Source organism: Bradyrhizobium elkanii WSM2783, assembly GCF_000472865.1.
Lineage (GTDB): Bacteria > Pseudomonadota > Alphaproteobacteria > Rhizobiales > Xanthobacteraceae > Bradyrhizobium > Bradyrhizobium elkanii_A.
Genome location: NZ_AXAP01000021.1, coordinates 91,159 through 113,848, shown reverse-complemented (window position 1 = coordinate 113,848; position 22,690 = coordinate 91,159). Strand labels below are relative to the sequence as shown.

Sequence of the window (22,690 nt, the reverse complement as noted above, 5' to 3'; positions counted from 1 at the left end):
TAATTGTTCGAGCAGTTGGTGACCAGCGTCGGCAAATCGTAGGTCTCGCGCCAGGCGCGCACCAGATGGTCGGAGGAGGCTTTGCTCGCGGAGTAGGGCGAGTTTGGCGAATANGCCGTGGTTTCCGTGAAGAAGCCNTCGTCGCCGAGCGAGCCGAACACCTCGTCGGTCGAGATGTGGAGGAAGCGGAATTGCTCACGCTTCTCGGGCGAGAGCGTGCGCCAATGGCGCAGCGCTTCCTGCAGGATGGTGAAGGTGCCGACGATGTTGGTCTGGATGAATTCGCCGGGGCCATCGATCGAGCGGTCGACATGGCTCTCGGCGGCGAGGTTCATCACCGCGTCGGGCTGGTATTTCTCGAACAGGCGGCGGAGCCCGGCGCCATCGCAAATGCATTGCTTCTCGAAGGCGTAGTTCAGGTTCTCTTTCGCTGCCGGCAGCGAGTCGAGATTGGCGGCATAGGTGAGCTTGTCGATGTTGACCACGCGGGCGTGACTGTCGCGCAGGAGATGACGCACCACGGCTGAACCAATGAAGCCGGCGCCGCCGGTGACAAAAATAGTCGAGCCCTTAAAGCGCATGATCTATCGCCTCCATGCAGTGGAATCAGCCCTGATACGAGCGGGCAACGGACTTCAGATACTCGCCGTAGCTGCTTTTCGCGGTCTTCTCGGCGACCTTCTCGAACGATTGAAGCGAGATATAACCCTGGCGCAGCGCGATCTCTTCGGGGCAGGCGATGCGCAAACCCTGGCGTTGCTCAAGGATCTGGACGAAATGGCTCGCCTCGACCAGCGAGGAATGCGTACCGGTATCGAGCCAGGCAAAGCCGCGGCCGAGCACCTCGACATAGAGATCACCGCGCTCGAGATAGGCGTTATTGACGTCGGTGATCTCGATCTCGCCGCGGGCCGACGGCTTGATCCGAGCCGCGATCTCGACGACGTCGTTGTCATAAAAGTATAGCCCAGTGACGGCTACGTTCGACTTCGGCTGTTTCGGCTTCTCTTCGATCGAGAGCGCGCGGCCGGTGTGATCGAGCTCAACCACCCCGTATTGCTCGGGCGTATTGACGATATAGCCGAACACGGTCGCGCCCTGGTTGCGGGACGAAGCGGCAGACAGCATCTCCGGCAATCCGTGCCCGTAGAAAATGTTATCGCCTAACACAAGCGCGACCGAGTCCGAGCCTATGAAGTCGCGGCCTACGATGAATGCGTCCGCAAGCCCACGGGGCGTCTCCTGCGTGGCATAGGCGAAGCGCAAGCCGATCTCGTCGCCGTCACCGAGCAGCCGCTGAAACAGCGGCTTGTCTTGCGGCGTCGAAATGATCAAAATGTCCCGAATTCCGCCCAACATCAGCGTCGACAGCGGATAATAGATCATCGGCTTGTCGAAGACGGGCAGAAGCTGCTTTGATACGACCGTCGTCACTGGGTAAAGGCGTGAGCCCGTCCCGCCGGCGAGGATAATGCCCTTCATAGCCCCTCACGTTTTGCCATCACAAAACATAACATATAATGTGAAGTGCACAAGGTTGTTATCAATGCAGTGATAGCATCGTGAGCCAGCAATTTCGAAGTGTTGTAAAATGAATGTCATCCAGACCGAGCTTCCTGAAGTCCTCATCATCGAACCCAAGCTGTTCGGCGATCAGCGCGGCTTTTTCCTCGAAACTTATCAGTCCTTCCGTTACGCGGAGCACGGGATCGCGCGGCCTTTCGTGCAGGACAACATGTCACGCTCGAGCTTTGGCGTGCTGCGCGGGCTGCATCTGCAGAATCCGGTTACGCAGGGCAAACTGGTCACCGCGCTGCGCGGCAAGGTGCTGGATGTCGCCGTCGACGTGCGGGTCGGCAGCCCGAATTTTGGACGCCATGTTGCCGTCGAATTGAGCGAAGAGAACAGGCGACAACTCTGGGTCCCCCGTGGCTTCGCGCACGGCTTTGTCGTTCTCTCCGAAACCGCCGATTTTTTCTACAAATGCGACGATCTTTACAGTCCCAAGGATGAGGTCTCGATCCGCTGGGACGATCCCGCGATCGGCATCAACTGGGGCGTCGAAAAGCCGTCTTTGTCGGCCAAGGACGCGGTGGCACCGCTGTTAGCCGACGTCAAAAACCTTCCAGTCTATGGGCAAATCTGATGCGGATCTTGTTGACGGGCACCAACGGCCAGGTGGGCGGCGCATTGCTGCCGTTGCTGGCGAAGCATGGCACGACCATCGCGCCGCCCCGCGCGGAGTTTGATCTATCTAAGCCTGAGACGCTCGCTGAGAGGCTCGGCAGTTTCCGACCAGATCTCATCATCAACCCTGCGGCCTATACCGCAGTGGATCGCGCCGAAGACGAACGCGAACTCGCCTTCCTCGTCAATGCCAAGGCGCCGGAGATGATTGCGAAATGGGCGACACAGCATCGCGTGCCGCTGGTGCATTTCTCCACCGACTATGTCTTCGACGGCTCTGGCGACAAGCCGTGGCGCGAGGACAGCCCCACGAACCCGCTCTCGGTCTATGGCGCCAGCAAGCTGGCCGGCGACGCGGCGATCCAGTCGGCCGGCGGGCCGCATCTGATCGCGCGCACGTCCTGGGTCTATGCCGCCAAGGGAGCCAACTTCCTGCGTACGATCGCGCGGCTGGCCGGCGAGCGCAAAGAGCTGCGCATCGTCGCCGACCAGATCGGCGCCCCGACGTCGGCGAGCGCGATTGCCGACGCGATCGCCGGCATCGTGCTGCCAAACCTTTCGGACTTGAACGGGCTCCTTGTGCGCAACAGTGGTGTGGTTAACCTTGTCTGCACCGGCGAGACCAGTTGGCATGGCTTCGCGAGCGCCATCGTCGCCGGCCTGAAGTCGCGCGGTGTGGAGCTCGCCGTGGAGACCATCGTTCCGATCGCGACCGCCGATTTCCCGACCAAGGCCAAGCGGCCCGGCAATTCTCGGCTCGATCTGTCGCGCCTGAAAGATCAGTTCGGAGTGACCACGCCGGCCTGGCAGGATGCCTTGACAGCGGAGCTCGAGGAGTTCGCGGTCATGCTACAAGCACCGGCGAGCCGCTGACGACTGATTTACCCTCGCCGGCGGAGGGCCTTCTGTGCGAAGGCCGATCGGCTCCAGTGCAGTTCGGTCGACTTGTAGCGGACCGGGCAGTGGATTCCGACCGAGCGCTGCAGCTCTCCGAGGTTCATCACCTGCGTTCTTCGGAGTAGGCCTACCGGCCGCTGCGCCGCCCACTCTTGAGCAAACGCACGAGTCAACAGTCCGGGACCGGTCGATAGCCAGATGAGGTCGCGATCACCGCGGCGTATAGCCGCCGCAGCAAGCTCCAGCGCCCGAGCCAGCACCGGATGCTCGGGCGTTGCCGCGATGAAGTTGTTGCCGATGGAACCGTAATTTTCCTGATGAACAACCAGCGTCGCATCGGGTCGAATGAAGCTGTCGACCGGCATCAGACAACGATCGTCCGCGTCGGCATAGATTCCGCCACGAGCAACCAGGAATGCCAGACGGAAGATGTCCGCCTTTTGTGCAGGGAGTGGCGCGCGAAAATAGGCGTCTACGATCTCGCGTCCGTAATGTTCGTTCAGGAACGCAACCGCCTTCTGGTCGTCAAAACATGTCCACTGATACGTCGGATGAAGCTCTTGCCATGACTTCATTAGGTCGCGGACATCCTCCGGGGGCGTAACATCCCAGAACTGCGCGATCGTAGAGGGAATGGTACGTTTCAGGGAGCTTTGGACAGTTGCTTCCTGCTGAAACTGGCCGGTCTGGCGCAGCGCGATCGCGGCGATGAGCGCTGCGGGCGTATAGTCCGGGTGTTGCCTGATCAATTCGCTCAACGGTTCGAATTGCGAATCGGGCGGACGAAGGCGGATGCGGCGCAGCGTCGCCAGAGCCTCACTATCGAGCAGAAATTCATCGAGCAGCTGGCCGACATGGTTCTGCGATGGGCTGAGCGACTGCCCGCGCAGCAACAATGACGATTGGCTGACTTGGATGAAGGCGCCGAGCGCGGCACGGGCGACATCGACGTCGAGATTCATGAGGGCGGCGCGGGCGAGCTCGAAGTGCGACCAGGCATCTCCGGAATTCAAACGGATCGACTGCTGGTAAAGCGAAATCGCCTCTTCGTAGCGGAACTGCGCCTCGGCAAGCTGTCCGCCGAGCAGGGCCACGCGGGCCTCAGCGACCGTGTCCGATGCCGGCGCCTGTTGCAGGAGACGCGCGGCAGCGTCGTACTGGCCGGTCATCGTCGCAATCTGCACTTTGTGGGACCACAACCAGAAATTCGGCCGCGATGCGTCGGCGAGCGCCTCATCGAGCACTTCCTGAGCCCTCGTCCAGTCGCGCATATGCCTGAGAAACTCAACCTCGACGCCCGCAATTTCAGGGTGAGGGCCAAGGCACTCGCGCGCCGCCGTCACGACCTGGAACGCCCGATCGCGCTCGCCAAGCTCAAAGCAGACGCGCGCTTCGCCCAGCCGAGCCCAGACGCTTGTCGGATGCGACTTGCCAGCCCGCCGATACAGCGCAAGCGCCGTATCGGCATCGTCACTCTGCGAGGCGATGTCGGCCAGAGCAAGCAGCGCGTCGAGGTGATCGACTTCGATATCCAATGCCTTTTCCAGCCCTTGCCTGGCCACGTGCGGGCGGCCGAGGGCACGCTCTTCGGCGGCAGCTTCGACCATCGCCTGCGCACTGTTTGGGTCAAGCCTCAGCAACTCCGAAAAGGCGGCAAGAGCCTCAGATCGGCGTTCCTGGCGACGCAGCAGTTGCCCGCGCTGCAGCAATGCCCGCGCATCGGCCCGGCTGACGGCGAGGACTTTATCGAGCAGCATTTCGGCGTCTTCAAACCGCCCGACGTCGCGAAGCTCGATCGCGATGTCGGTCAGGCGAGATATATTCGTCGGATCCGCCTTCGAAGCTCGGCGGAAAAACGCCAAAGCCTGCTCGCGATCGCCCTGACGCCGACGGATATTGCCCAGCGCGGCGAGACCGTCGGCATGCTCCGGCTGTCTGGAGATGAGTTCTAGCAAAAGTTCGGCGGCTTCTTCGAGGCGGTATCCAGCCTCCAAAAGGTGCGCCAGCGCGATACGCGCACCGTGATTGCCAGGCTCCCGGCGAAGAGCTTGACGTAAAGCTTCTTCCGCCTCGCCGGCGCGCCTAAGGCGGCGGAGGGCATAGCTCAGACCGACCAACGCGGCCGCGTTGCCTGGCGATCGATCGAGCGCGCCGCGAAACCGCTGCTCGGCCTCGGCTGGTCGACCAAGACGGAGCAGAGTATGTCCCGCTTCGATCAAGCCGTTTGGGTGGGAGGGATCATCGCGGGCGGCTTCGTCGAACGCGTCCAGGGCCTGCTCGACCTTGCCGGAAGCGCGCATGGCATAACCGAGGCCAAGATGAGCTTCGCGGCTTCGGGGCCACTCGCGCAGAACCTCTCTGAATTCGTCGATGGCATCGCCGAAGCGTTTCAAGTTCTGAAGGCAGTGACAAACCTCGAGGCGAATATGGAAGGCCTTTGGGCTGACTTCCTTCGCGCGAGTAAACAGCACGAGCGCATTTTCATGGCCGCCGCGCTGCCGTTCGACGAGACCGAGCGCGTGCAAAGCTCCGACGTTGGTTGGTTCGATCTCAAGAATTTTCTCGAAGCAGACCTGGGCAGCTTCAAGAGAATTTGCCTTGCGGTGCGTCCACCCGAGAGCATTCAGCGCGCTGATATTGAGAGGCGCCTCCTGCAGAACCTTTTCAAGGACGTCCCGCGCCTCGTCGATGAGGTCGGTTTCACGAAGAAGATGCCCAAGCTCGATTCTGAAGCCGAGATTGGCGGAATCGAGTTCCGCAAGCTTTCGGAAAGTGTCGAGTGCTTCGACTGCCGCGCCAGTTTGCCGCAACAAACGCGCAAGCGTCAACAGATGGGCAGTGTTATTGGGGTCTTGCGCGACTATATCACGCAGCGCGGTGACGGCCTCCTTGTTCTGGCCGAGATCGCGCAGCATGTGCGCAACTTCAATATGTGGTCTGATGTCTCTCGGATTGGCGCGGGCTGCAGCCTGGAATGCTGCGAGCGCATCCTCGTTCCTGCCCAAGGATTTCAGCGCATAGCCCAGTCCTTCGTTGGCACCGGCATGGCCAGGCTCAAGTTGCAGGACTCGCTGGAACGATTGCGCGGCACCTTCGAACTCCCGCAGATGTCGCAGGGTATGACCGAGGCCGATCAAGGCCGGCTTGTTATCTGGATCCAGCGCGAGCGAGCGCTCGAACATGGAGCGTGCCTGAGGGATCTGTGCCAGATGCAGGTGATCATAGCCGCTTTCAACGGTTGCAATGACGTTGGAAGGGTCGCTCTCCGTCGCCCTGAGGAATGCGGCGAGTGAAGCTGTGCGATCGCCCGTCGCTCGAATTCGCCGGCCTTGCTCGATAAGCATTTTTGCCGGCTGTCCGTCATTCATGCTGGGTGTGACTCCAGCGTTTGAATTGGACAGATCGAGCGCATCAGCCAAGCGAAACGGTCTTCAAGATCAAACATGACAGAAAAGCGACAGATAATCAGCTAAACGACGGGTGCATGCCTACGATCGGGCGGCTAAAACAACAACGACCGTTTGTTAAAAGCAGCTCAAAAAGACGGCTTAATCGTGGAGGGCGACGCAATTCATTAACCGCCGGCGTAGATGAACCGACATCGGTTGCGCGGGCTATTGCTGCAGTCGTCGTCCCGCAAAGAGGAATTGTCAACGGCCGGATTTATCGCGGCAAGATTGTCACGAAACGTCCAAGAGCCATTGCGCAAGTTGTCCCAACGCGTGAGACGAACCAGCGGGGGAGGGTAAGCTTGATCGTTTCGCCGTGAGCGCCTCGCGGGGCGTTTGGCCGTACGTGCTCTTAAAGGCCCGATTGAATGCGGGAATGCTACGAAATCCGTAGCCGTAGGCGATCGGGGCTATCCGTCTGTTGCCGAGTCCCCCAGCCGTGATCTCCTGTTGAACGCGGGCGAGGCGGCGTGCGCGGATGTAGGATGCAACACCGCCAGTTGGTTCAAAGAGACGATATAAAGAGGCTCGGGATAGGCCGAACGTCTTGACCAGACTGTCGGCGCTCAGGTCCTTCGCCGCAAGATGATTCTCAATGTAGCGACTGATGATGACAAAGCTGTCGAGAGGCAGCGAATCCGAAGGCTCAACGGCTGAATTGCGTCTCGCCTCCAAGGTCAGTATCTGTACCGCCAGCAACGCAATGCCCGACGCGATTTCATCCATCTCCGCGGCAGTGACAAGGTGGACCTGTGCAAGCATGGCCTGCAAGGCTGCGGAGACCACGGAGGCGCCCGGGGCGGCTGCCTTGGCCAGCGTGCCATGTCTGGCGGTCAGATCCGCGAACTTCGCCGGCAGGCTCGCTCGCGGTATCCAGAGCGTCAGGTCAGCACTGGGACCGTTATCGGTGCCGCGGATGAGCCGAACCGGCGCCTGAAGGTCCAACAAAAGCAAATCCCCGGCGCGGGCAGTCACCGTGCCTCCATGATGATGCATTTCAACAAAGCCGCCCATCACGACTTGGAGGGCGAAGTGATCGACTGCGCGGCCTGAGACCGCCGTTGCCCCCCGGACCAGCTCGGCATGCGCGCAGCTAGTCTGGCTAAGCACAAAGATTCGACCGGCCCAAATCTCTTGCGATCCTCCGGGGCCGAGGAGGGGGACTTTATTACTTAGATAAATGGGATGGTAGGTGGCGAGCCATGTCTGCGCTTCTTCCTGATCACCGGCTGGCTTCCACCGGTACGATCTAATCATCATTCCCAATTATCTTTCAATGCTGATATTATCAGTGATGATCGATAAGCGAATTTGCAGATTATCGCAATATTTTGCCGAACCGTCTCAGCGGCCCCTTTCCGGATTGCGCAAAGGTTATCGGAACGCTAACGTGTCTTTATAATGTTAACTTATCCATAACATTCAGAGTGAGGGGTTCGATGGCGACTAGCGAGACGTTTCACTACGCCTATGCATTGGCCTACGGCGGTAAGGCGAGCTACCGAATTGACGATGCCAATCCGAAGACCGATTTTGTGGATTACGTGGCAGGCGGCGTGAAGGTCAAAGATCCGAACGGCGGTGAGATCTTTGCCGGCGACAAGATCAAGGTCGCGAAGATTGGCGCTGATTTGGGTGATCTTGAGACGGGAAAATACACTTTCGTTGGCGCAGCGACCGTTCAGGATCACGGCAACACGATCAGCGGGATTATCATCCTGGACGGCGATGGACGTTCGTTTTTTTTGACCGACACCCAGTATTCGGGCAAGCTGAACGGGCATAACGGTGATGTGACCATTACCAGCGGCAGTACGACCATCTGCTTCATGGCCGGTACTCTGATTGGCACGCCGGCTGGCGAAGTACCTGTCGAGACTTTGACGCGCGGTGACCAGGTCTTAACTCAGGATGGTGGAGTGGCGACGGTCGACTGGCTCGGCATTCAGACGGTTTCGACGAGGTTCGCCGACAAGATGCGCGTCCTGCCGATCCGCATCAAGGCCGGCGCACTGGCTGAGGGCGTGCCCTCCCGGGATCTCCTGATTTCGCCGGACCATGCGGTCCTCGTCGATGGTGCTCTGATTCAGGCGAGCGCGCTAGTCAACGGCACGTCCATCGTCCGAGAGCACAATGTACCGACGACCTTCGCCTATTATCATGTGGAGGTCGAGGATCACTCGTTGATTCTCGCCGAGAGCACGCCAGCCGAGACGTTCGTCGACAACATCGAGCGGTTGCATTTCGACAATTGGGCGGAGCACGAAGCCCTTTATCCAAACGGTAAATCGGTCAGAGAGTTGCCATACCCGCGCGCGAAGTCGCAGCGTCAGGTGCCCGTTCGGACGCGCACTATGCTTGCCGCCCGGGTGCAAGCGATCGGCGCCAGCCAAACTGCCGTCGAGGTGGCGTAGGATTTGTTGAAGCCTCAACGTTGATCGAGACAAGACGGCCGCCGTCCGACCCGTCCGTGCAAAGGGCGATATCCTTTCGCCGACGTCGTCGGGGCGGCGGTTAGAGCGTGATCCGGAAAAGTGGAGACCGGTTTTCCGAAAAAGATCACGCTCAAACCAAGAGCTAGAGCGGGATGACGATAAGAAAAGTCATCGCGCTCTAGGGCGAACTTGATGCTGTGGCCTGCGATGCCGCTAAAATCCTGGCGGTATGTCGCGTGCAGGAGGAAGATTGTTGAACCTGGGGTCGCGCGGTCCCGGGGGCCAAGCCAGGCCGCTATAGGGGATTCCATCGCGTGAGAGCTGCGGATTGTAGGTCGGGTCGTCATTGAGCAACTCGCCCCAGCGCGCGCGAAGCAGACTGAGCTCACGCTCGAACCGGTCTCGGCGGTCCGCCCGATCGTCCTTGCCTCGGCTGGCGGATTCCGCGTGGACCAGCTTCGCGTGCGGCGTGAAGACAATGCGCTTTCCGGTTTGGCGCAGGCGGAGACAATAGTCGACATCGTTGAATGCGACCGCGAAGCGAGCTTCGTCCATTCCGCCGACGGCAAGATAGTCGTTTCGTCGGGTCACGAGGCAGGCCGCGGTTAGCGCACTGCATTCGTGCGCGACGAGTAGCTGATCAACAAAACCGGGATCATCGCCAAATCTGTCGGTGTATGCGTGGGTCGCCGCGAAGTTCATTCCCAAGACGACGCCGCCATGCTGCACAACGCCGCCGGGCCAGGTTAAGAGCGCGCCGACGGCACCGACGTTCGGTTCGGCCAGCCGCGTCAGCATCTCCTCAAGCCAGTCGTCCGAGCTTGCCTCGATATCGTTGTTGAGCAGACATAAGACGTCACTGTCGAGCATCGTGGCAGCTTGATTGTTGAGCCGTGCGAAGTTGAACGGCCCCTCAATCCGCAAAGTCCGGATACCGCGTCGGCGCAGATCTGCGAAATAGTCGATCGTCTCCGGGTCGGCGCTATCATTGTCGACGACGAGGATATCGGCACGGCAGCGCTCGACCGCCGGCGCAATGCTGTCAAGGCAGGTGCGCAACAACGAGAGGCGGTCGCGGGTCGGGATGATCACGGTCGCCCGCTCGTGCGCGATCGACCGTTTGATTCGGACCGCGGGGAAGAGATTGCCTTGCTGCTGGCTCACCTCCGCCCCGATGCCGCGCGCGCGCAGATGCACGTGGCTCGCGGCTGAAAGCCGAGAGGCGGCATTCACCCGATTGAATTTCGGTAGCGTCGCCAAGGCTCCCGGCAAGTGCAGGATGTTCGCCTGTCGTGGATCGGTATGGTCGAGCAGGCAGTTGAAAAGTCGATAGAGATTGTCGGGACGAGCCTCAAGCCCGGCAAGCAGCGCTTCTCGTCGGACCGCGAACAGGTGCGCACAATACCCTTGCTCGAGCATCCTCTCGTAGTCGAACGCCGGAAACGCAAGCGGCCACAGCCGGCCATCGCCGGCGAGGAAGTCAAGATCGCCGTACACGGCCGTAGCATCCGGATAGGCGTCGAATGCGGCTGCGATGCGAGCCAGCGCGTTCGGTTCGAGCGACATGCCCGCCATGGTGACGACGACGTGTTGCGCATCGGATGCGGCGTCTTCGAGAAACTCCAGGAGGGCGTCACTGTCGATGCAAAGCGGCTGACCGTCGATCACGCCTGCGGTCCAGTTTTCGTGGCTCTGCGTTTCCAGGGTGGAGAGCGTTTGCTGAGTTCCGTCGGTGCCGGCGATGACGACAGCCAGTTGAAGCCGGCTCGTCTGCGGTTCTGGCAACGGGAAGCGATCGCGCCAATTCGCATAGTCGGCGAGGGGAAGCGAGGCCGGAATGAGCTGATCGTATAATTTGCCGCGGAGGCGCTCGGCTCCGTGCCCTCCGATCGCGTCAATCATTCTGGCAAGGCCATCGGGAAACGCGACAAAGACTGCCGTTGCCGGGACCTGCTCGCCGTCCTCTTTGCGCAATCCAATCCTATGGACACGTCCGTCGGCCAAGCGCTGCGGGACATGGAAATCGAAAGCGCGGGCGTTGCGGGATCCTTGCCCATTGGCATTGTCGCCGATGTGCGTCCAGGCCGTCGCGCGGACCTGTGCGACGGTTTCTCCATCGACGATCGCTTCAAGGGGGGCGACGATTTCGCTGTCGATCCAGCCTTCGAAATGCAAACCACCCAGCCAGCGCAATTCGCTGGTCGGTCGAAGATCGACAAGTGCGCTGTCATTCTCCAGGTCGATGGGATGGCCGATGGAAGTTCCAAGATTGGCGAGGCGTGCCTCAAGGACGCTCGCGGCGCGCAGCAGGTCCGGTTCGAGTGTCACCGCGAATCCGTAAGCGCCATCCAGTCCTTGCTCAAAGAGCTCCGGGACGAGGGAATCGGCGTAGGTCGTTCTCAGGACCAGACCATCGAGCAGGATATCGACGGTGAAGCGGCGCTCGGGAGCCTCGGGATCGAACACGAAGCCCGACACAGTACCGTCGTGAGCGAGCGCGAGCCGGCTGATCAGTTTCGGTTTGGCCGCCGGTGCGGTGTGGATGACGCGCGCGATGCTCATGAGTGTTCGACCCAATCGACTACCGCATCGACAAGTCCTGCCTCGTCTACATTGGCAGGAAGGGCAAGGTCACCTTTGCGCGGGCAGGGCGATCCGCCCGACCAGTCGCGATATGCGACAGGTCTTAAAGCTTGCTTTGCAGTCTCAATCAGCGGATGGCCGAATATTGGTTCTTCGAAATCGGTGAGCAGCCAGCCCGGATCATGCGGTGCCAGAACATCGCCAAGCTCGCCGGCTGCAACCGCGCCGGTTATGAAGACATTTGGATACGACATCAGGCGATCGTCGTCATAGGTCGTGCCAGCGATAACGATCGATCGGGATGGTTTCCGCCGTTGCAGGCAATCCGCCAGGCTCCGCATGATGCGCAAGGATACGGGCGAGGGCGCAGAGGGAACGATCACAAGCGATTTTCGCGAGCCGGAAAACGGCGGCAGGTCGAGCGAGGGAGTTGGCCAATCCTGGAGGACAATGTTGCGTTTGGGCCACCGAGCCTGGGCAAAAGCCTTGGCCGCTTTGCTGGGAACGAGGAGGGGCGTCCCGCCGGGAAGCGAGACGGCCGCTTCGCCAAGGTTTCCTCTCACCAACCAGAAATTGAGCGGAAGGTTGAGTGCCCGCATCAGATCGATCAGTTCCAGCAACGGATTCGGCTCGACGATGTCGACGCGTTTTGCATGCAGCCGTCTAAAGAGCTCGGCGGCGTCGGCGATGTCCGTTTCCGTGCCGAGCCTCAAATGAATCGATTGCGGGCTCGTGCCGTCCGCGGCCTTGAGATGGAAGACATCGCGCTCTCGCAAGAGCAGAAGCACGCGCTCGCCATGCTGCCGGAGGTGGCGCGCTCGCTCCTCAGCTATGGCTGCGCAGGAGCGTTGATTGCCGACGATCAGCACGGACGGTTCTGACGACCAGGGCAGCGCGCGCTCGAGTGCTGCGCGCGCTGGTCGTAGCGGATCGGCGCTCTCAAACGCGCGGCTTTCGTTCCGATGGTTCGGGAATCGCTGGTCCAGAACGCCCAGGTTGCGAAGCACCAGGCTTCGCTTCTCGTGCTGGAAGGATTTAGAGCCGTGATGCCCGACATAGACCGACGGCGCGCAAACGTTGCGAAAGCCGTTGGCGCGCGCGCGAAGGCAGAGATCGACATCTTCGAGATAGCCGCGCTCAAACGTTTCCGACAGCCCGCCTACGGCATCGAGACAGGCGCGCGTGATATAGAGACAAAACCCGATGCCGCTTGGGACGTCGATTGCATCGCCGGCGCCGGTAATGCCCGCGATGCGATCGATCTCGAGTATTTGCTCATAGCTCGGCATCGGATTGACGTCATTCGGCATCGGGAACGAAAAGATATCGCCATTATTGGAAAGCGGCGTGACCGTCCCGATATTCGGTGCCGAACGCGCCACCGCCGCCAATCGATCAACAAAGCCGGGTGCTACGACGGTGTCGGAGTTCAGCAACACGACGTCGCCCGTCGGCAGCTCCTCCAGCGCACGATTGATCGCTCCGACGAAGCCAAGGTTTACCGCGTTCACAACGAGGTCGATCGTGTTGGCCGCAGCAAGCTCTTGGAGATAGCGTCGCAACTCCACCTCGGGGCTGGCATCATCGACGGCCAGAATGCGGAACGGCTCTTTTCTTGACGCTCGCGAAGCTCTTGCCTTAACGAGGCTTTCAAAGCAGTCGATCGTTGCTTGGACGTCCCGATAGACAGGAACGATGACGGTGGGGGCGGAGGTGCGTGGCCTTGGCGGAGCGGAGGGACGCGCGTGTGCTCGGACCCGCGCCTGCGGAGACTGGTTGGGGGCGAGCCGCCGGATCTGGAAGATCTCGCCGTCGAATTTCAATGTCAGCGTCTGAGGGGTCCTGGATGGTGGCCGCCTAACGAGAAAGGCGGTCGCCTGAACGTCCCTGCTGGCCAAGGGATGAAATGAATTGGGCTCGAGAAGGCTCGTTAACGTGCCGTCTTCGGTTGCAAGGCTCGCTTCGATCGTGCCCGCCTTGGTCCAGGCGATCCAACCTGTCACATGATTGTCAAACACCGAACAGGCGGCCCAGTGCCGATTCCCGGCACGCCGAAGCTCAGCGATGGCAGCTCGCAGGATCGCCGGATTGCCGTCACGGCTTATCAGACTGGCAGCCGCGACCCGCCGCCGATCGTCAGTGGCCCAGGCAAGCATTCGACGGTTGGCGCCGACGTCGGAAGGATCGACAAGAAGCGCTTCGGTGAGGTCGGCAAGCGCCGCTTCGCCGCGTCCCAGCTTCCAGTTCGCCTCCGCGCGGAGAATGAAGCAATGGGCGGCCGGCGGCGGTTCAATACGGCAGCGTCGATCCGCATATTTGAATGCTGCGATAAAGTCCTGAGCGGTTAGCGCCTGCGCCGCCAGGCGCTCGAGCGCGATATGTGAGCGAGGTCCGACGAGCGCTGGGGCGCCAATGATGGTGCCGAGAACCATTTAACCGTGCCCTGACCGATTGCGGTCGCTTGCCGGCGCTCCGAAGTCTGAGTGTCCGGATCGCTTCAGGTAACCGGACTCTCTTGGCGCGGCCGGCTGCGGAACACACGGACCCGCCCCGAACCGGCAGGCTTTCGCGGCTTCACAGGCGCCGCGACCTGTTCCGCGGCTGCAATCCGTTCGATGCCAATGCGAATGCCAACCAGAGGTTCGCGATTGGTCGGACCCGACAGCACCACGCGTTTGCCGACTGCGCGCAAGGTCGGTGCGTTCAGGAACCCTGCCTCCGCGACGAACTCCAATTCGTCGGTGCCGCTCATTTCCAGGACCACGCCCGTAATGGGCAGGGCCCGCCCGCGTGTACCGGCGTAGGCGCCGAGCGGGACCATTCTGCCGCTCCCGGCCTGACCGTTGGCGAACTGAACCGCATAGCGGATATCAAGACCGACCGGCTTCTCCGGCCATTCCAGGGCCACCCCTTCCACGCGGGACGGTGCCGTTGGACCTGCAATCCATGCGTTGGGTCCGACAGTGACGTCGCCGCGACCCGCCACATGGCCAAGCACCTTCAGGCCTTCCGTCGTGGCATTGGCATGCAAGCCCAGGCTTTCGCTTTGCGCCGTGACGACGCGGGCTCGGCCGGATTGGATCGGTTCGATGCGAACCACGGCGGCTTGCGATCCTCCAAGTCGCATGGGCTGGACTTGGACCTGCAAAGTGCCGGGCGTGTTGACTCGGACAACCAAGCCGGAATTCGGCTCCCAAAGGGTCGGCTCGGTCGCGTCAGGATGCAGGACGATCTCCATCCGCCTTTCGTGGCCCAGCGCCGGTGCGACCGTAACATGAGGTGGAGAGAGGGAGTCTTCCGCACTCCTGTAATTCACGAAGAACAGTCCGCGGTCGAGGTTCACCACTTTTTGCTGCTCAGCGTCGCTCATCAACACCCCCGAACAAATCGTAACAATTGTAATCTACTTCTGTTAGCGAGCATATCATATGTCGTCGCCCAAAAGTTAGACATGTTTGATATCGCGAGCTCAACAAACTTCGGGCAAACGGCTAAGCAGGCCATGCAACCACAGATCGCAATTCATGTCCTTTCGCGTTTCAGTCTTGGGTGTTGCAGCCGGACGTACCCCGGCGCGCCGAAACGCAGCGGAGAGAGCCATCCAAGACGCTTGAGGCGAGAATGATGTGACTGCCAACTCGACTTTGCCGAAGCGCGAAGCTGGTTATCCACAGCAAGACACGTGCTCCGTCAGCAACGGCAAGTCAAGGAAGTGCCCTCAAGCGTGAGGACGAGCGCCAATGAGTGGATACTGATGACGAGAGAGAGCGACGGATATACTCAGTTTCTGCACTCAATAATGCCACCATCCGCCGGAGCCTGTCGTTTTCATCTCTCAGCAGTGCGATGGAGTCGGCGATGTTCTCAGCGCTGCTCAGATCGAGATGCTGGATTTGCGGTTGGCAGTCGGAAGGAGGTCGTTTGAATTTCATAGCGTTGCCCACACGCTTGCCCTTGCATTCCTGAGACTACACTGAGTTTCAACATTTGGATGCCCAAAGCAAAACCAAAAGTTGCATGGAGTTGCGACTAATCGACGAATTTTGGGGCAGGAAGATGTCAGATCGAACGAAAGCTTTTTGCTGATGCAGAATTGCAGCATTCTAATCATAGGGAACTTTGTCATTACATAGTGCGAATGCCGAACTATCGTTCGGCGATTAGCGATTGATGCCTTCGCTACAGAAAATTCTTGCTATAACCACGACGCGCAAGCTTCAGTTCGTTCTACATTGATCGTACAGCTTGAAGCAGACAGGCCACAGCATCGTCGATGAAGATTTTATTCGTTCACAATAACTTCCCGGCACAGTACCGCAATCTGGCGGCCGCATTGGCTAACGAACCCGGCTTCGAGCTCGTTGCTGTCGGTGCATCGAGCGCGCAGCCGATGCCTTCGGTTAAGTTGATTAAATATATGCTCCCCGAAGCAGATGTTTCCGGAACCCATCCCTTCGCCAGGCGATTCGACCTTGAGTGCCGCCGCGCTGAGCAAGTGCTTTACAGTCTTTCGACCTTGGCGGCGTCGGGCTTCGCACCCGACTTGATTCTGGCCCATCCGGGATGGGGAGAGACCCTGCCACTGCGCACGATGTTCCCCAAGGCAAGATTGTTGGTCTATTGCGAGTTCTTTTACGGGGCCGAGGGGCGGGACATCGGATTCGATCCGGAATTTCCGATGTCCGGATTGGATGGTCATATCGGACTGCAGTTGAAGAATGCGACGACATTGCTAGCGCTGGCAGATTGCGACCTTGGAATCTCGCCTACCACTTGGCAGCAATCGACCTTTCCCTCGCATTATCAAAGCAAGATCGAAGTGATTCATGAAGGAATTGATACATCGCGGGTGCGACCGAATCCGCAGACGCGCCTTATGCTGCCGAACGGCCGGGAAGCGGGATCGTCGGACGAGATTGTGACGTTTGTCGTACGCAATCTCGAACCGCTCAGAGGCTATCACGTCTTTATGCGTGCTCTCCCCGAAATCCTCAGGCGGCGACCCAACGCGCAGATCGTCATCATCGGCAGGGATGGATTGTCGTATGGACTTCCTCCGCCGGCTGGCAAGACCTGGAAGTCGATCTTCCTCGATGAGGTCCGCGATCAGTTGGATCTGTCGCGTGTTCATTTCATGGGGGGCGTCCCATATCAGACGTTCATTTCCGCGCTCCAGGTATCATCGGCACATGTCTATTTGACTTATCCCTTCGTGCTGTCCTGGTCGGCGCTGGAAGCGATGAGCGCCGGTTGCCTGGTGATTGGGTCTGATACGCCGCCAGTGCGCGAGGTCATCAGTTCCGGCGAGAACGGGCTGCTGGTTCCTTTTTTTGCGGTCGATGAACTTTCCGAGCGCGTGATTGAGGCGTTGCAGGAACCCGCCAAGTTCTCGTCAATGAGACAGGCCGCCCGCCGCTTCGTTATCGATCACTATGACGCAGAGCAGGTCTGCATACCGCGAATGCGTCGCCTTCTCGATCTGAAGTTGCCATCGATGTCATCGCCACGGAACTTTTGGCCGGGACGCTCGCTGTCAGACTTGCCGCAAGGCGCCAAGCGTGCTTCCCGGAAATCGTCCGCCGCGGCGGGACTGGGAATGTAGGCGAAGAGGGCGCTGGCCCTTCGTAGGCCGCGCGGCACGCGGGACTCTATCCAGGACATCTATTTTCCGACGCACCGAAAAATGGCGACGTCGACCGTTATGTGTGCAGGCCATCCGAAACGGTTGATCGCGGTCGCAGGCATGTCGCTACGTTTGGCTGGTCGACGGCACATTTATTTCGAGAAGTTCGTTCTCGCGGTGACACAGGCGTGATGATGTCGGACCCGAACGATCAATCGATCGCGAGCGACTACGAACATCGCCGTATCCGCTGACAACCCAGCGAAGTCAGGCGCGATGAGTGTGACTTCTCTCGGCAACGTGATGGTATGAGAGAAATCATATAATTGACGTAGACAACGTCGGTCATATCTCCACGAAGAGCAGAACAATGATGTGGCTGGCATAGGGAGGCGCTCGCAACGTTCGTCACCGATCGTTGCGCAGCGATTGTTTTCGATCGCAACGAGGAGACTCTGAATGCGATCGGCCTGCCCGCAAAATAATCATCGCGGAGATCAAAATTAGTGCTGCACCAGTGACCTGGTGGCACGTGATTTGCGAGCCTCGCGACCAGCATACTGGAGTTGGGTATCGGATATGATCACAGCACGGATTAGTCTTGGAATGAGTACGGATTGCAGGCGGCCAGCGCTTCTTATTCTTGCTGTCGTGCTGTCAATTTTTACATTCGGGTCCGCCCGCGCTCACGATTCTGGACACCCCGAGTTGAACCATTGGTATGAGAGCCTGCACAGCGGCAAGGGCCCATGCTGTGACGGCACAGATGCCAAGCGCGTCGATGACGCCGATTGGGAAAGCAAGGATGGTCACTATCGGGTGCGCATCGATGGCGAATGGGTCGACGTTCCCAGGGAAGCTGTCGTAGATGGGCCGAACCTCTCGGGTCGGACCATGGTGTGGCCCTATTATCAAGATGGTCATCCGAAACCGCGATGCTTCATGCCTGGCAGCATGAGTTGATCTAGTCGAGCAGTTCGACCAGCTCGCGCCGACAAGTCCGAACGGGTTTGCGCAGGGCGTGTGATGACCGAGCCTGTCCGACTTATGGATGAGCCCGCGTCGCCGCCGGGCCCGACGTTGACGCTTCCGCAGGCCGAAGCGCCAACTGCGCTGCCGAGGTGAACACGCGTGACCGCATGAGGAGGGTAGCCGTGAGACCGGTAATCCCAGACGCAGCCAGGATCATGGCTACGACCACGAATTGGTAGATGGCGGCATAGACCGGACTCGCGCCGGAGACCATCATGCCGGCCATGACTCCGGGGATCCACACCAAACCGAGAGACTTCAGCATATCGAGTCGAGGCAGAAGGCTCGCATAGACGGCGCTCTGAAGATAAGGCGTAACCGTAACGGGGGGCTCCGCGCCCAGCGAGAGGCCTGCCTCGATCTGTCCGACATGGGCGACGATCTCGGCCCGGAAGCGCTCTGCGGCTTGCGCGCATGCATTCATCGCATTGGCGATGATCATGCTGCCGACAGGGACGAGGATCGCAATGTCGGCCCGAAGACTCCGGGTCGCAAGCATCGCCGCGATCACGGTTCCGGCGCCGGCGGTGATTGCCCAGAAGCACAGCAACAGCGCGCCTTCTAATCCCTGGAGGCGGCGAGCAGCCGTGAATGCCGCGGCGACCGTCATCATCAACAAGATCAGCGTGCCGATCAGCAAGTTGCCATGCAGCAACACCGCCAGCACCATCCCAACGAGAACCATCTGCACGAGGCCACGCGCCATCGACACGGCAGCCTCGCGCTCGACGCGGACGGCGTGCCACCGGCAAAGCGCCACCACGGCTGCGCATAGCGCGATGGCGCCGGCGGCCTGGGCAAGGCCCATCAGAACGTCGCTTCCTATGCTGCTCTCCAGCTCAGTCAGCATGCAGCACCTCCCTGGTTGCGCCGATCGCGACAAGTCGGCCTGCTTCCATGATCGTGGTTTTGTCTGCGAGACGGATGGCCTGCTCACGGTTGTGCGTGACGATCACGCAGGCCATTCGCCGTTCTCGGATGATACCGAGAATGAGCTCCTCGACCCCGCGCACGGACGTCTCATCGAGCGCGGAGGTCGGCTCGTCGAGCAGCAGAATCTCAGGAGCATTTGCCAGCGTTCGAGCCAGTGCCACGCGCTGGGCCTCGCCGCCGGAAAGGTTGCCGACGTCACGGTCAGCGAATCCGGATAAGCCGACCCGCTCGAGCAGCGTTGCGATCTGCGTCGGGGCCATGACTTCCCCGCGCTGGCGCGGTCCGAAAGCGATGTTCGCAGCGATTGTGCCGGGAAATAGAAAGGCCGTCTGCATGACCATGCCGACCCGCCGCCGCAACTCTTGCGGCGCAATTGACCGGTAGTCGGTGGACGCCAGCAGAACCGTGCCGGCCGTGGGTTCGTCCAGCCGGTTGAGCAGCCGCAGGAAGGACGACTTCCCGGCTCCGCTCGCGCCGACGACGGCGAGAATCTCACCAGCCGAGACCTGCACACTGACATCATTGACGAGCAGCCGCTGTCCGACGCTCCGCGACAAATGCCTGGTCTCGAGCATCGCGATTCCTGGCTTGGGACGGTTCTCGCCTTGGCCGGGCGCGTGCGCGAACGCTGCCGCCTCGCCGGGATCGTTCGATAGGGCAGGGTTTGTCACAGGGCCTCTTTCGACACAATGCGCTGATCAATCCTGGTACGCTAAACTTGCGATCCCATCAAAATGGTGGCGGCTTCGGCTGCGACGGCTTCGGGCTGAAAGCCCGCGCAGTGTCCCGCTGTGGGCGATCAACCCTGGATAACGCGAGTTGCCGCGCGTACTCGTGGTCGCCGGCCTCCTTGTAGGGAGAACTTGTCAGTGAAGCAAGAAATGCGACCAGATCATCAATCTCTGCCTCCGTCATGGCCAACGGCTGGATGTCTTCGTCGAGCCAGGGATCGGTGAGGCCGTCACCCTTGTTGTAGTGATCGACGACGTCCCACAACGTTTGCATCGATCCGTCGTGGAAGTAAGGTCCCGTCACCAGGATATTGCGCAAGTCAGGTGTCTTGAATGCGGCGATGTCGTTCTGCCGTTTCGTGATCAGAAAACGCCCAAGGACAGACATATCGCTCGCGATCGCGGCGGTGTCGACATCCGGCAGGCGTCCTTGTGCAAGCTCGCGTTCCGCCTGCTGCGCCAGGGGGCCAACGCGGTGCCGGAGGATTCCGATGCCGATGTTATGAAAATCGTTATCGGTGAAAACAGTCACATCGCGTTTATCGTCCGCCAAGGCGTGGCAGAGGTTACAGCGGGCCTTGGTATTGAACAATTCCCAGCCGCGTTTGGCGGAGTCACTGATCGCGCCGGCGTCTCCGGTGATGAAGTGGTCGAAGGGAGAATCGAAAGACGCCAATGTCCGTTCATAGGTCGCGATTGCGCGCAGCATATCCTGTTCGTTCACGTCCCGGCCAAAGGCCCGCATGAACTGCACCTGATAGTCCTTATCGCCGGCGATCCGGGATATGGCAGCGGAGATACTGGACGAACCCATCTCGAACGGGTTGGTGATCGGCAGGGCCGCCTGCTGCTCCAGCGTATCAACCCGGCCATCCCAAAACTGCGTCTTGTTATAGAGCGCATTCAGAATCGTTGGCGCATTGCGTTGACCGGCGCGGCCATGGATCCCGATCGATACAGGCCGCCCATCGGTGAAGGCGCGTGCCGGATCATGACATGTAGCGCAGGCGACGGTGCCGTCATCCGACAGGCGGGCGTCGAAGAACAGTTTCTCACCCAACGCAACCGCGGCAGGCGTAAGCGGGCTGGCTGGTGGGATAGCCGATGCCGTCAGCGCCGCGGGAAAGCCGACCTGATTTGACGAGCGGGGCTCAGCGAGCGGCCGCGGTTGGGGCGGTGGGGGCGCCTTGCCTGGCTCCAGCGCCGGCGGTGGTCCGAAGCTGGTATCTTCGCTGACGGTCGAAGCCGCAGTCGCCGACAGCGTAGGCAACAGGAGTAACAAGGCCGCGAATGACGTGGCGCGCATCCGATATGCCTTTGCCGTTGCGCTGAGCAGATATTCCAAAGAAGGTGGATTCAGGGCAACTTCGTCCTCGCGAGGAGGCGAGGCATGGCCTTGCGGGCGGTCGGCCGTCCCTTCGGCATTCGCAAGGCACCGCTATTGCGGTAAACGTGTGGCGGTGGCCTGTATTTCCGATCCGCACGCAGGTTTGTCCGAACGAACGCGCGGCCGGAAGCGATCGTCCTACTGCTTCAAACGAGTGGACGCGTCCGCGATGCGCCGGGCGCTTGCGTGTAGCGCTGCCTCTTCCTGCTGGCTCATCTGCGGCGTGAGAACGCGCTCGACGCCGGCTGCTCCGATCACCGAGGGCAGGGAGAGGCTGACCGCAAATGCTTTTTGGGGACTCGATACCGGAAGAATAACCTTCTCATCCCGCAGAACCGCCTCGGCGATCCGCGCGGATACGATTCCGATCCCGTACTGGCTGGCACCGATGCCCTCGATGATCGTGATATTGGCCTGCCGGACATCCCGTTCAATCTGCTCTTTCGTCTCCGCCGGCCGATCGAGAAGTGCTTCGACCGGACTGCCGGCAATTCGCGCGGAGGACCAGAGAAAGACGCTTGAAGTGCCATGTTCGCCAAGCACCAAGGCATCTACGGCGGTCGGAGCAACGCCGAAGTGACGGGCGAGATGCGTCCGGAAGCGCAGGCTGTCAAGGAACGTCCCGGTGCCAAACACGCGCTCATGCCCGGCAGCAGCGCGGGCGATATCGGTGAGCGGGTCAGGTGGATCGGTCACGACGATGATCACCGCGTCCTGCGCAGCAGCGACGATGGCGGGAACGAGTTCCCGGTAAATCTTGGCGTTGGCGGTGAGGAGCTTCAGCCGGCCTTCCTTGTCGCTCCGATCGGTTGCGCCTCCGGCCTTTTCGTTGACGCCGGCAGTGAGGAGAACGACCGAGCAACCGGTCAGATCCGCGATGTCGCCGCTTCGAACGGCGGTCACGTCCCCCATCGCCGCTCCATACGTAATATCCGTGGCGATCCCGACGCTCCTCGCCTGTGTCCTGTTCACGAGGACGACTTCGTCCGCACTGCGCCGAAGACCCAGCGCCATTGCGCAGGCGGCGCCGACCGCGCCAGCCCCGACAATTCCGACTTTTCGCATGCTCTATTGCTCCAGCGCAGGTATCGGACACACGCCCTTCCGCCACGTCAGTATAGTAGCAGCGTGCTGAGCGATAAAGCGAATGCACCGGCGCTTCAGCGCAAGCGTCGTGCTTATTCGAAAGTGCTGACGCGTGTGGCAGACCACAGTCCGTCGTGCGGATGAATTCACCAGCTAAGGCGATTGCGCGCCGATACGCTCGAACTGCCGTTCCTCGTCTTGGGCGGCAAGCAGGGCAGCCAGCGTGCAATGATCTCCCGGAAGGCGGCGCGGGCGAGTGGACCCACGGCGAATAGCCGCCGGGACGGAACGCCGTCGCGATTGACGATCGCACAATCGGCGCCGGTCTCGATGCCGATGCAAAGCGG

At 60.5% G+C, this 22,690-nt stretch carries 16 protein-coding genes; 5 read left to right on the top strand and 11 right to left on the bottom strand.

The features are described from left to right. Together YY7_RS0119895 and rfbA are read right to left on the bottom strand one after the other, a co-directional pair. Nucleotides 1-581: dTDP-glucose 4,6-dehydratase (locus tag YY7_RS0119895; RefSeq protein ID WP_028164745.1), on the bottom strand; the 581-nt coding region annotated here is incomplete at its 3' end. A 25-nt stretch (nt 582-606) separates the two neighbouring features. Next, nucleotides 607-1,482, bottom strand: coding sequence for a glucose-1-phosphate thymidylyltransferase RfbA (gene rfbA / locus YY7_RS0119890; RefSeq protein ID WP_028164744.1), 876 nt, complete (start codon nt 1,480-1,482; stop codon nt 607-609). 109 nt (nt 1,483-1,591) lie between these two features. Between rfbA and rfbC the strand changes: the two genes are divergently transcribed. Then, nucleotides 1,592-2,146, top strand: coding sequence for a dTDP-4-dehydrorhamnose 3,5-epimerase (rfbC, locus tag YY7_RS0119885; RefSeq protein WP_028164743.1), 555 nt, complete (start codon nt 1,592-1,594; stop codon nt 2,144-2,146). Further along, nucleotides 2,146-3,060: a dTDP-4-dehydrorhamnose reductase gene (gene rfbD / locus YY7_RS0119880; RefSeq protein ID WP_028164742.1), complete on the top strand. Its 915-nt coding sequence runs from the start codon at nt 2,146-2,148 to the stop codon at nt 3,058-3,060. Before rfbC ends, rfbD begins: the two co-directional genes overlap by 1 nt. Nucleotides 3,061-3,068: 8 nt before the next feature. Here rfbD and YY7_RS58285 read toward each other — a convergent pair whose 3' ends face one another. Both YY7_RS58285 and YY7_RS56665 read right to left on the bottom strand, forming a co-directional pair. Then, complete coding sequence (locus YY7_RS58285) at nt 3,069-6,452, bottom strand: tetratricopeptide repeat protein (RefSeq protein ID WP_080663784.1); 3,384 nt, start codon at nt 6,450-6,452, stop codon at nt 3,069-3,071. A 312-nt stretch (nt 6,453-6,764) separates the two neighbouring features. After that, complete coding sequence (locus tag YY7_RS56665) at nt 6,765-7,793, bottom strand: helix-turn-helix domain-containing protein (RefSeq protein WP_028164738.1); 1,029 nt, start codon at nt 7,791-7,793, stop codon at nt 6,765-6,767. A gap of 179 nt (nt 7,794-7,972) precedes the next feature. On the opposite strand from YY7_RS56665, the gene YY7_RS0119845 reads away from it, so the two are divergent. Continuing rightward, nucleotides 7,973-8,947 (top strand): Hint domain-containing protein, encoded by a 975-nt coding sequence (locus YY7_RS0119845; protein WP_028164737.1) that lies wholly within the window; start codon nt 7,973-7,975, stop codon nt 8,945-8,947. 234 nt (nt 8,948-9,181) lie between these two features. On the opposite strand, the gene YY7_RS0119840 is transcribed toward YY7_RS0119845, so the two are convergent. The 3 genes from YY7_RS0119840 to YY7_RS0119830 form a co-directional block, all read right to left on the bottom strand. Next, the gene (locus tag YY7_RS0119840) at nt 9,182-11,530 is read right to left on the bottom strand and encodes a glycosyltransferase family 2 protein (RefSeq protein ID WP_035690475.1); all 2,349 of its coding nucleotides are present in this window, start codon (nt 11,528-11,530) and stop codon (nt 9,182-9,184) included. After that, nucleotides 11,527-13,983, bottom strand: coding sequence for a glycosyltransferase (locus YY7_RS0119835; protein WP_028164735.1), 2,457 nt, complete (start codon nt 13,981-13,983; stop codon nt 11,527-11,529). The genes YY7_RS0119840 and YY7_RS0119835 overlap by 4 nt, the downstream gene beginning before the upstream one ends. A 65-nt stretch (nt 13,984-14,048) precedes the next feature. After that, complete coding sequence (locus YY7_RS0119830; protein ID WP_035690474.1) at nt 14,049-14,921, bottom strand: hypothetical protein; 873 nt, start codon at nt 14,919-14,921, stop codon at nt 14,049-14,051. Between the two features lie 903 nt (nt 14,922-15,824). Between YY7_RS0119830 and YY7_RS0119825 the strand changes: the two genes are divergently transcribed. Together YY7_RS0119825 and YY7_RS58275 are read left to right on the top strand one after the other, a co-directional pair. Then, nucleotides 15,825-17,153, top strand: coding sequence for a glycosyltransferase family 4 protein (locus YY7_RS0119825; protein WP_028164733.1), 1,329 nt, complete (start codon nt 15,825-15,827; stop codon nt 17,151-17,153). A 627-nt stretch (nt 17,154-17,780) separates the two neighbouring features. Next, complete coding sequence (locus tag YY7_RS58275) at nt 17,781-18,137, top strand: hypothetical protein (RefSeq protein WP_080663782.1); 357 nt, start codon at nt 17,781-17,783, stop codon at nt 18,135-18,137. A gap of 82 nt (nt 18,138-18,219) precedes the next feature. Here YY7_RS58275 and YY7_RS52255 read toward each other — a convergent pair whose 3' ends face one another. The 4 genes from YY7_RS52255 to YY7_RS0119800 form a co-directional block, all read right to left on the bottom strand. Beyond that, nucleotides 18,220-19,056: an ABC transporter permease gene (locus tag YY7_RS52255; RefSeq protein ID WP_051396810.1), complete on the bottom strand. Its 837-nt coding sequence runs from the start codon at nt 19,054-19,056 to the stop codon at nt 18,220-18,222. Next, nucleotides 19,046-19,714 (bottom strand): ABC transporter ATP-binding protein, encoded by a 669-nt coding sequence (locus YY7_RS0119810; protein ID WP_035690482.1) that lies wholly within the window; start codon nt 19,712-19,714, stop codon nt 19,046-19,048. Before YY7_RS0119810 ends, YY7_RS52255 begins: the two co-directional genes overlap by 11 nt. 154 nt (nt 19,715-19,868) lie before the next feature. Continuing rightward, the gene (locus YY7_RS0119805) at nt 19,869-21,215 is read right to left on the bottom strand and encodes a cytochrome-c peroxidase (protein WP_245287336.1); all 1,347 of its coding nucleotides are present in this window, start codon (nt 21,213-21,215) and stop codon (nt 19,869-19,871) included. A 180-nt stretch (nt 21,216-21,395) separates the two neighbouring features. After that, nucleotides 21,396-22,322, bottom strand: a complete 927-nt coding sequence (locus YY7_RS0119800) for a lactate/malate family dehydrogenase (protein WP_028164729.1) — start codon at nt 22,320-22,322, stop codon at nt 21,396-21,398. Nucleotides 22,323-22,690: the final 368 nt, after the last annotated feature.

Coding starts and splice junctions, on each gene's coding strand:
- rfbA (WP_028164744.1), bottom strand. CDS start 1,482: ATGAAGGGCATTATCCTCGCCGGCGGGACGGGCTCACGCCTTTACCCA.
- rfbC (WP_028164743.1), top strand. CDS start 1,592: ATGAATGTCATCCAGACCGAGCTTCCTGAAGTCCTCATCATCGAACCC.
- rfbD (WP_028164742.1), top strand. CDS start 2,146: ATGCGGATCTTGTTGACGGGCACCAACGGCCAGGTGGGCGGCGCATTG.
- YY7_RS58285 (WP_080663784.1), bottom strand. CDS start 6,452: ATGAATGACGGACAGCCGGCAAAAATGCTTATCGAGCAAGGCCGGCGA.
- YY7_RS56665 (WP_028164738.1), bottom strand. CDS start 7,793: ATGATGATTAGATCGTACCGGTGGAAGCCAGCCGGTGATCAGGAAGAA.
- YY7_RS0119845 (WP_028164737.1), top strand. CDS start 7,973: ATGGCGACTAGCGAGACGTTTCACTACGCCTATGCATTGGCCTACGGC.
- YY7_RS0119840 (WP_035690475.1), bottom strand. CDS start 11,530: ATGAGCATCGCGCGCGTCATCCACACCGCACCGGCGGCCAAACCGAAA.
- YY7_RS0119835 (WP_028164735.1), bottom strand. CDS start 13,983: ATGGTTCTCGGCACCATCATTGGCGCCCCAGCGCTCGTCGGACCTCGC.
- YY7_RS0119830 (WP_035690474.1), bottom strand. CDS start 14,921: ATGAGCGACGCTGAGCAGCAAAAAGTGGTGAACCTCGACCGCGGACTG.
- YY7_RS0119825 (WP_028164733.1), top strand. CDS start 15,825: ATGAAGATTTTATTCGTTCACAATAACTTCCCGGCACAGTACCGCAAT.
- YY7_RS58275 (WP_080663782.1), top strand. CDS start 17,781: ATGAGTACGGATTGCAGGCGGCCAGCGCTTCTTATTCTTGCTGTCGTG.
- YY7_RS52255 (WP_051396810.1), bottom strand. CDS start 19,056: ATGCTGACTGAGCTGGAGAGCAGCATAGGAAGCGACGTTCTGATGGGC.
- YY7_RS0119810 (WP_035690482.1), bottom strand. CDS start 19,714: ATGCTCGAGACCAGGCATTTGTCGCGGAGCGTCGGACAGCGGCTGCTC.
- YY7_RS0119800 (WP_028164729.1), bottom strand. CDS start 22,322: ATGCGAAAAGTCGGAATTGTCGGGGCTGGCGCGGTCGGCGCCGCCTGC.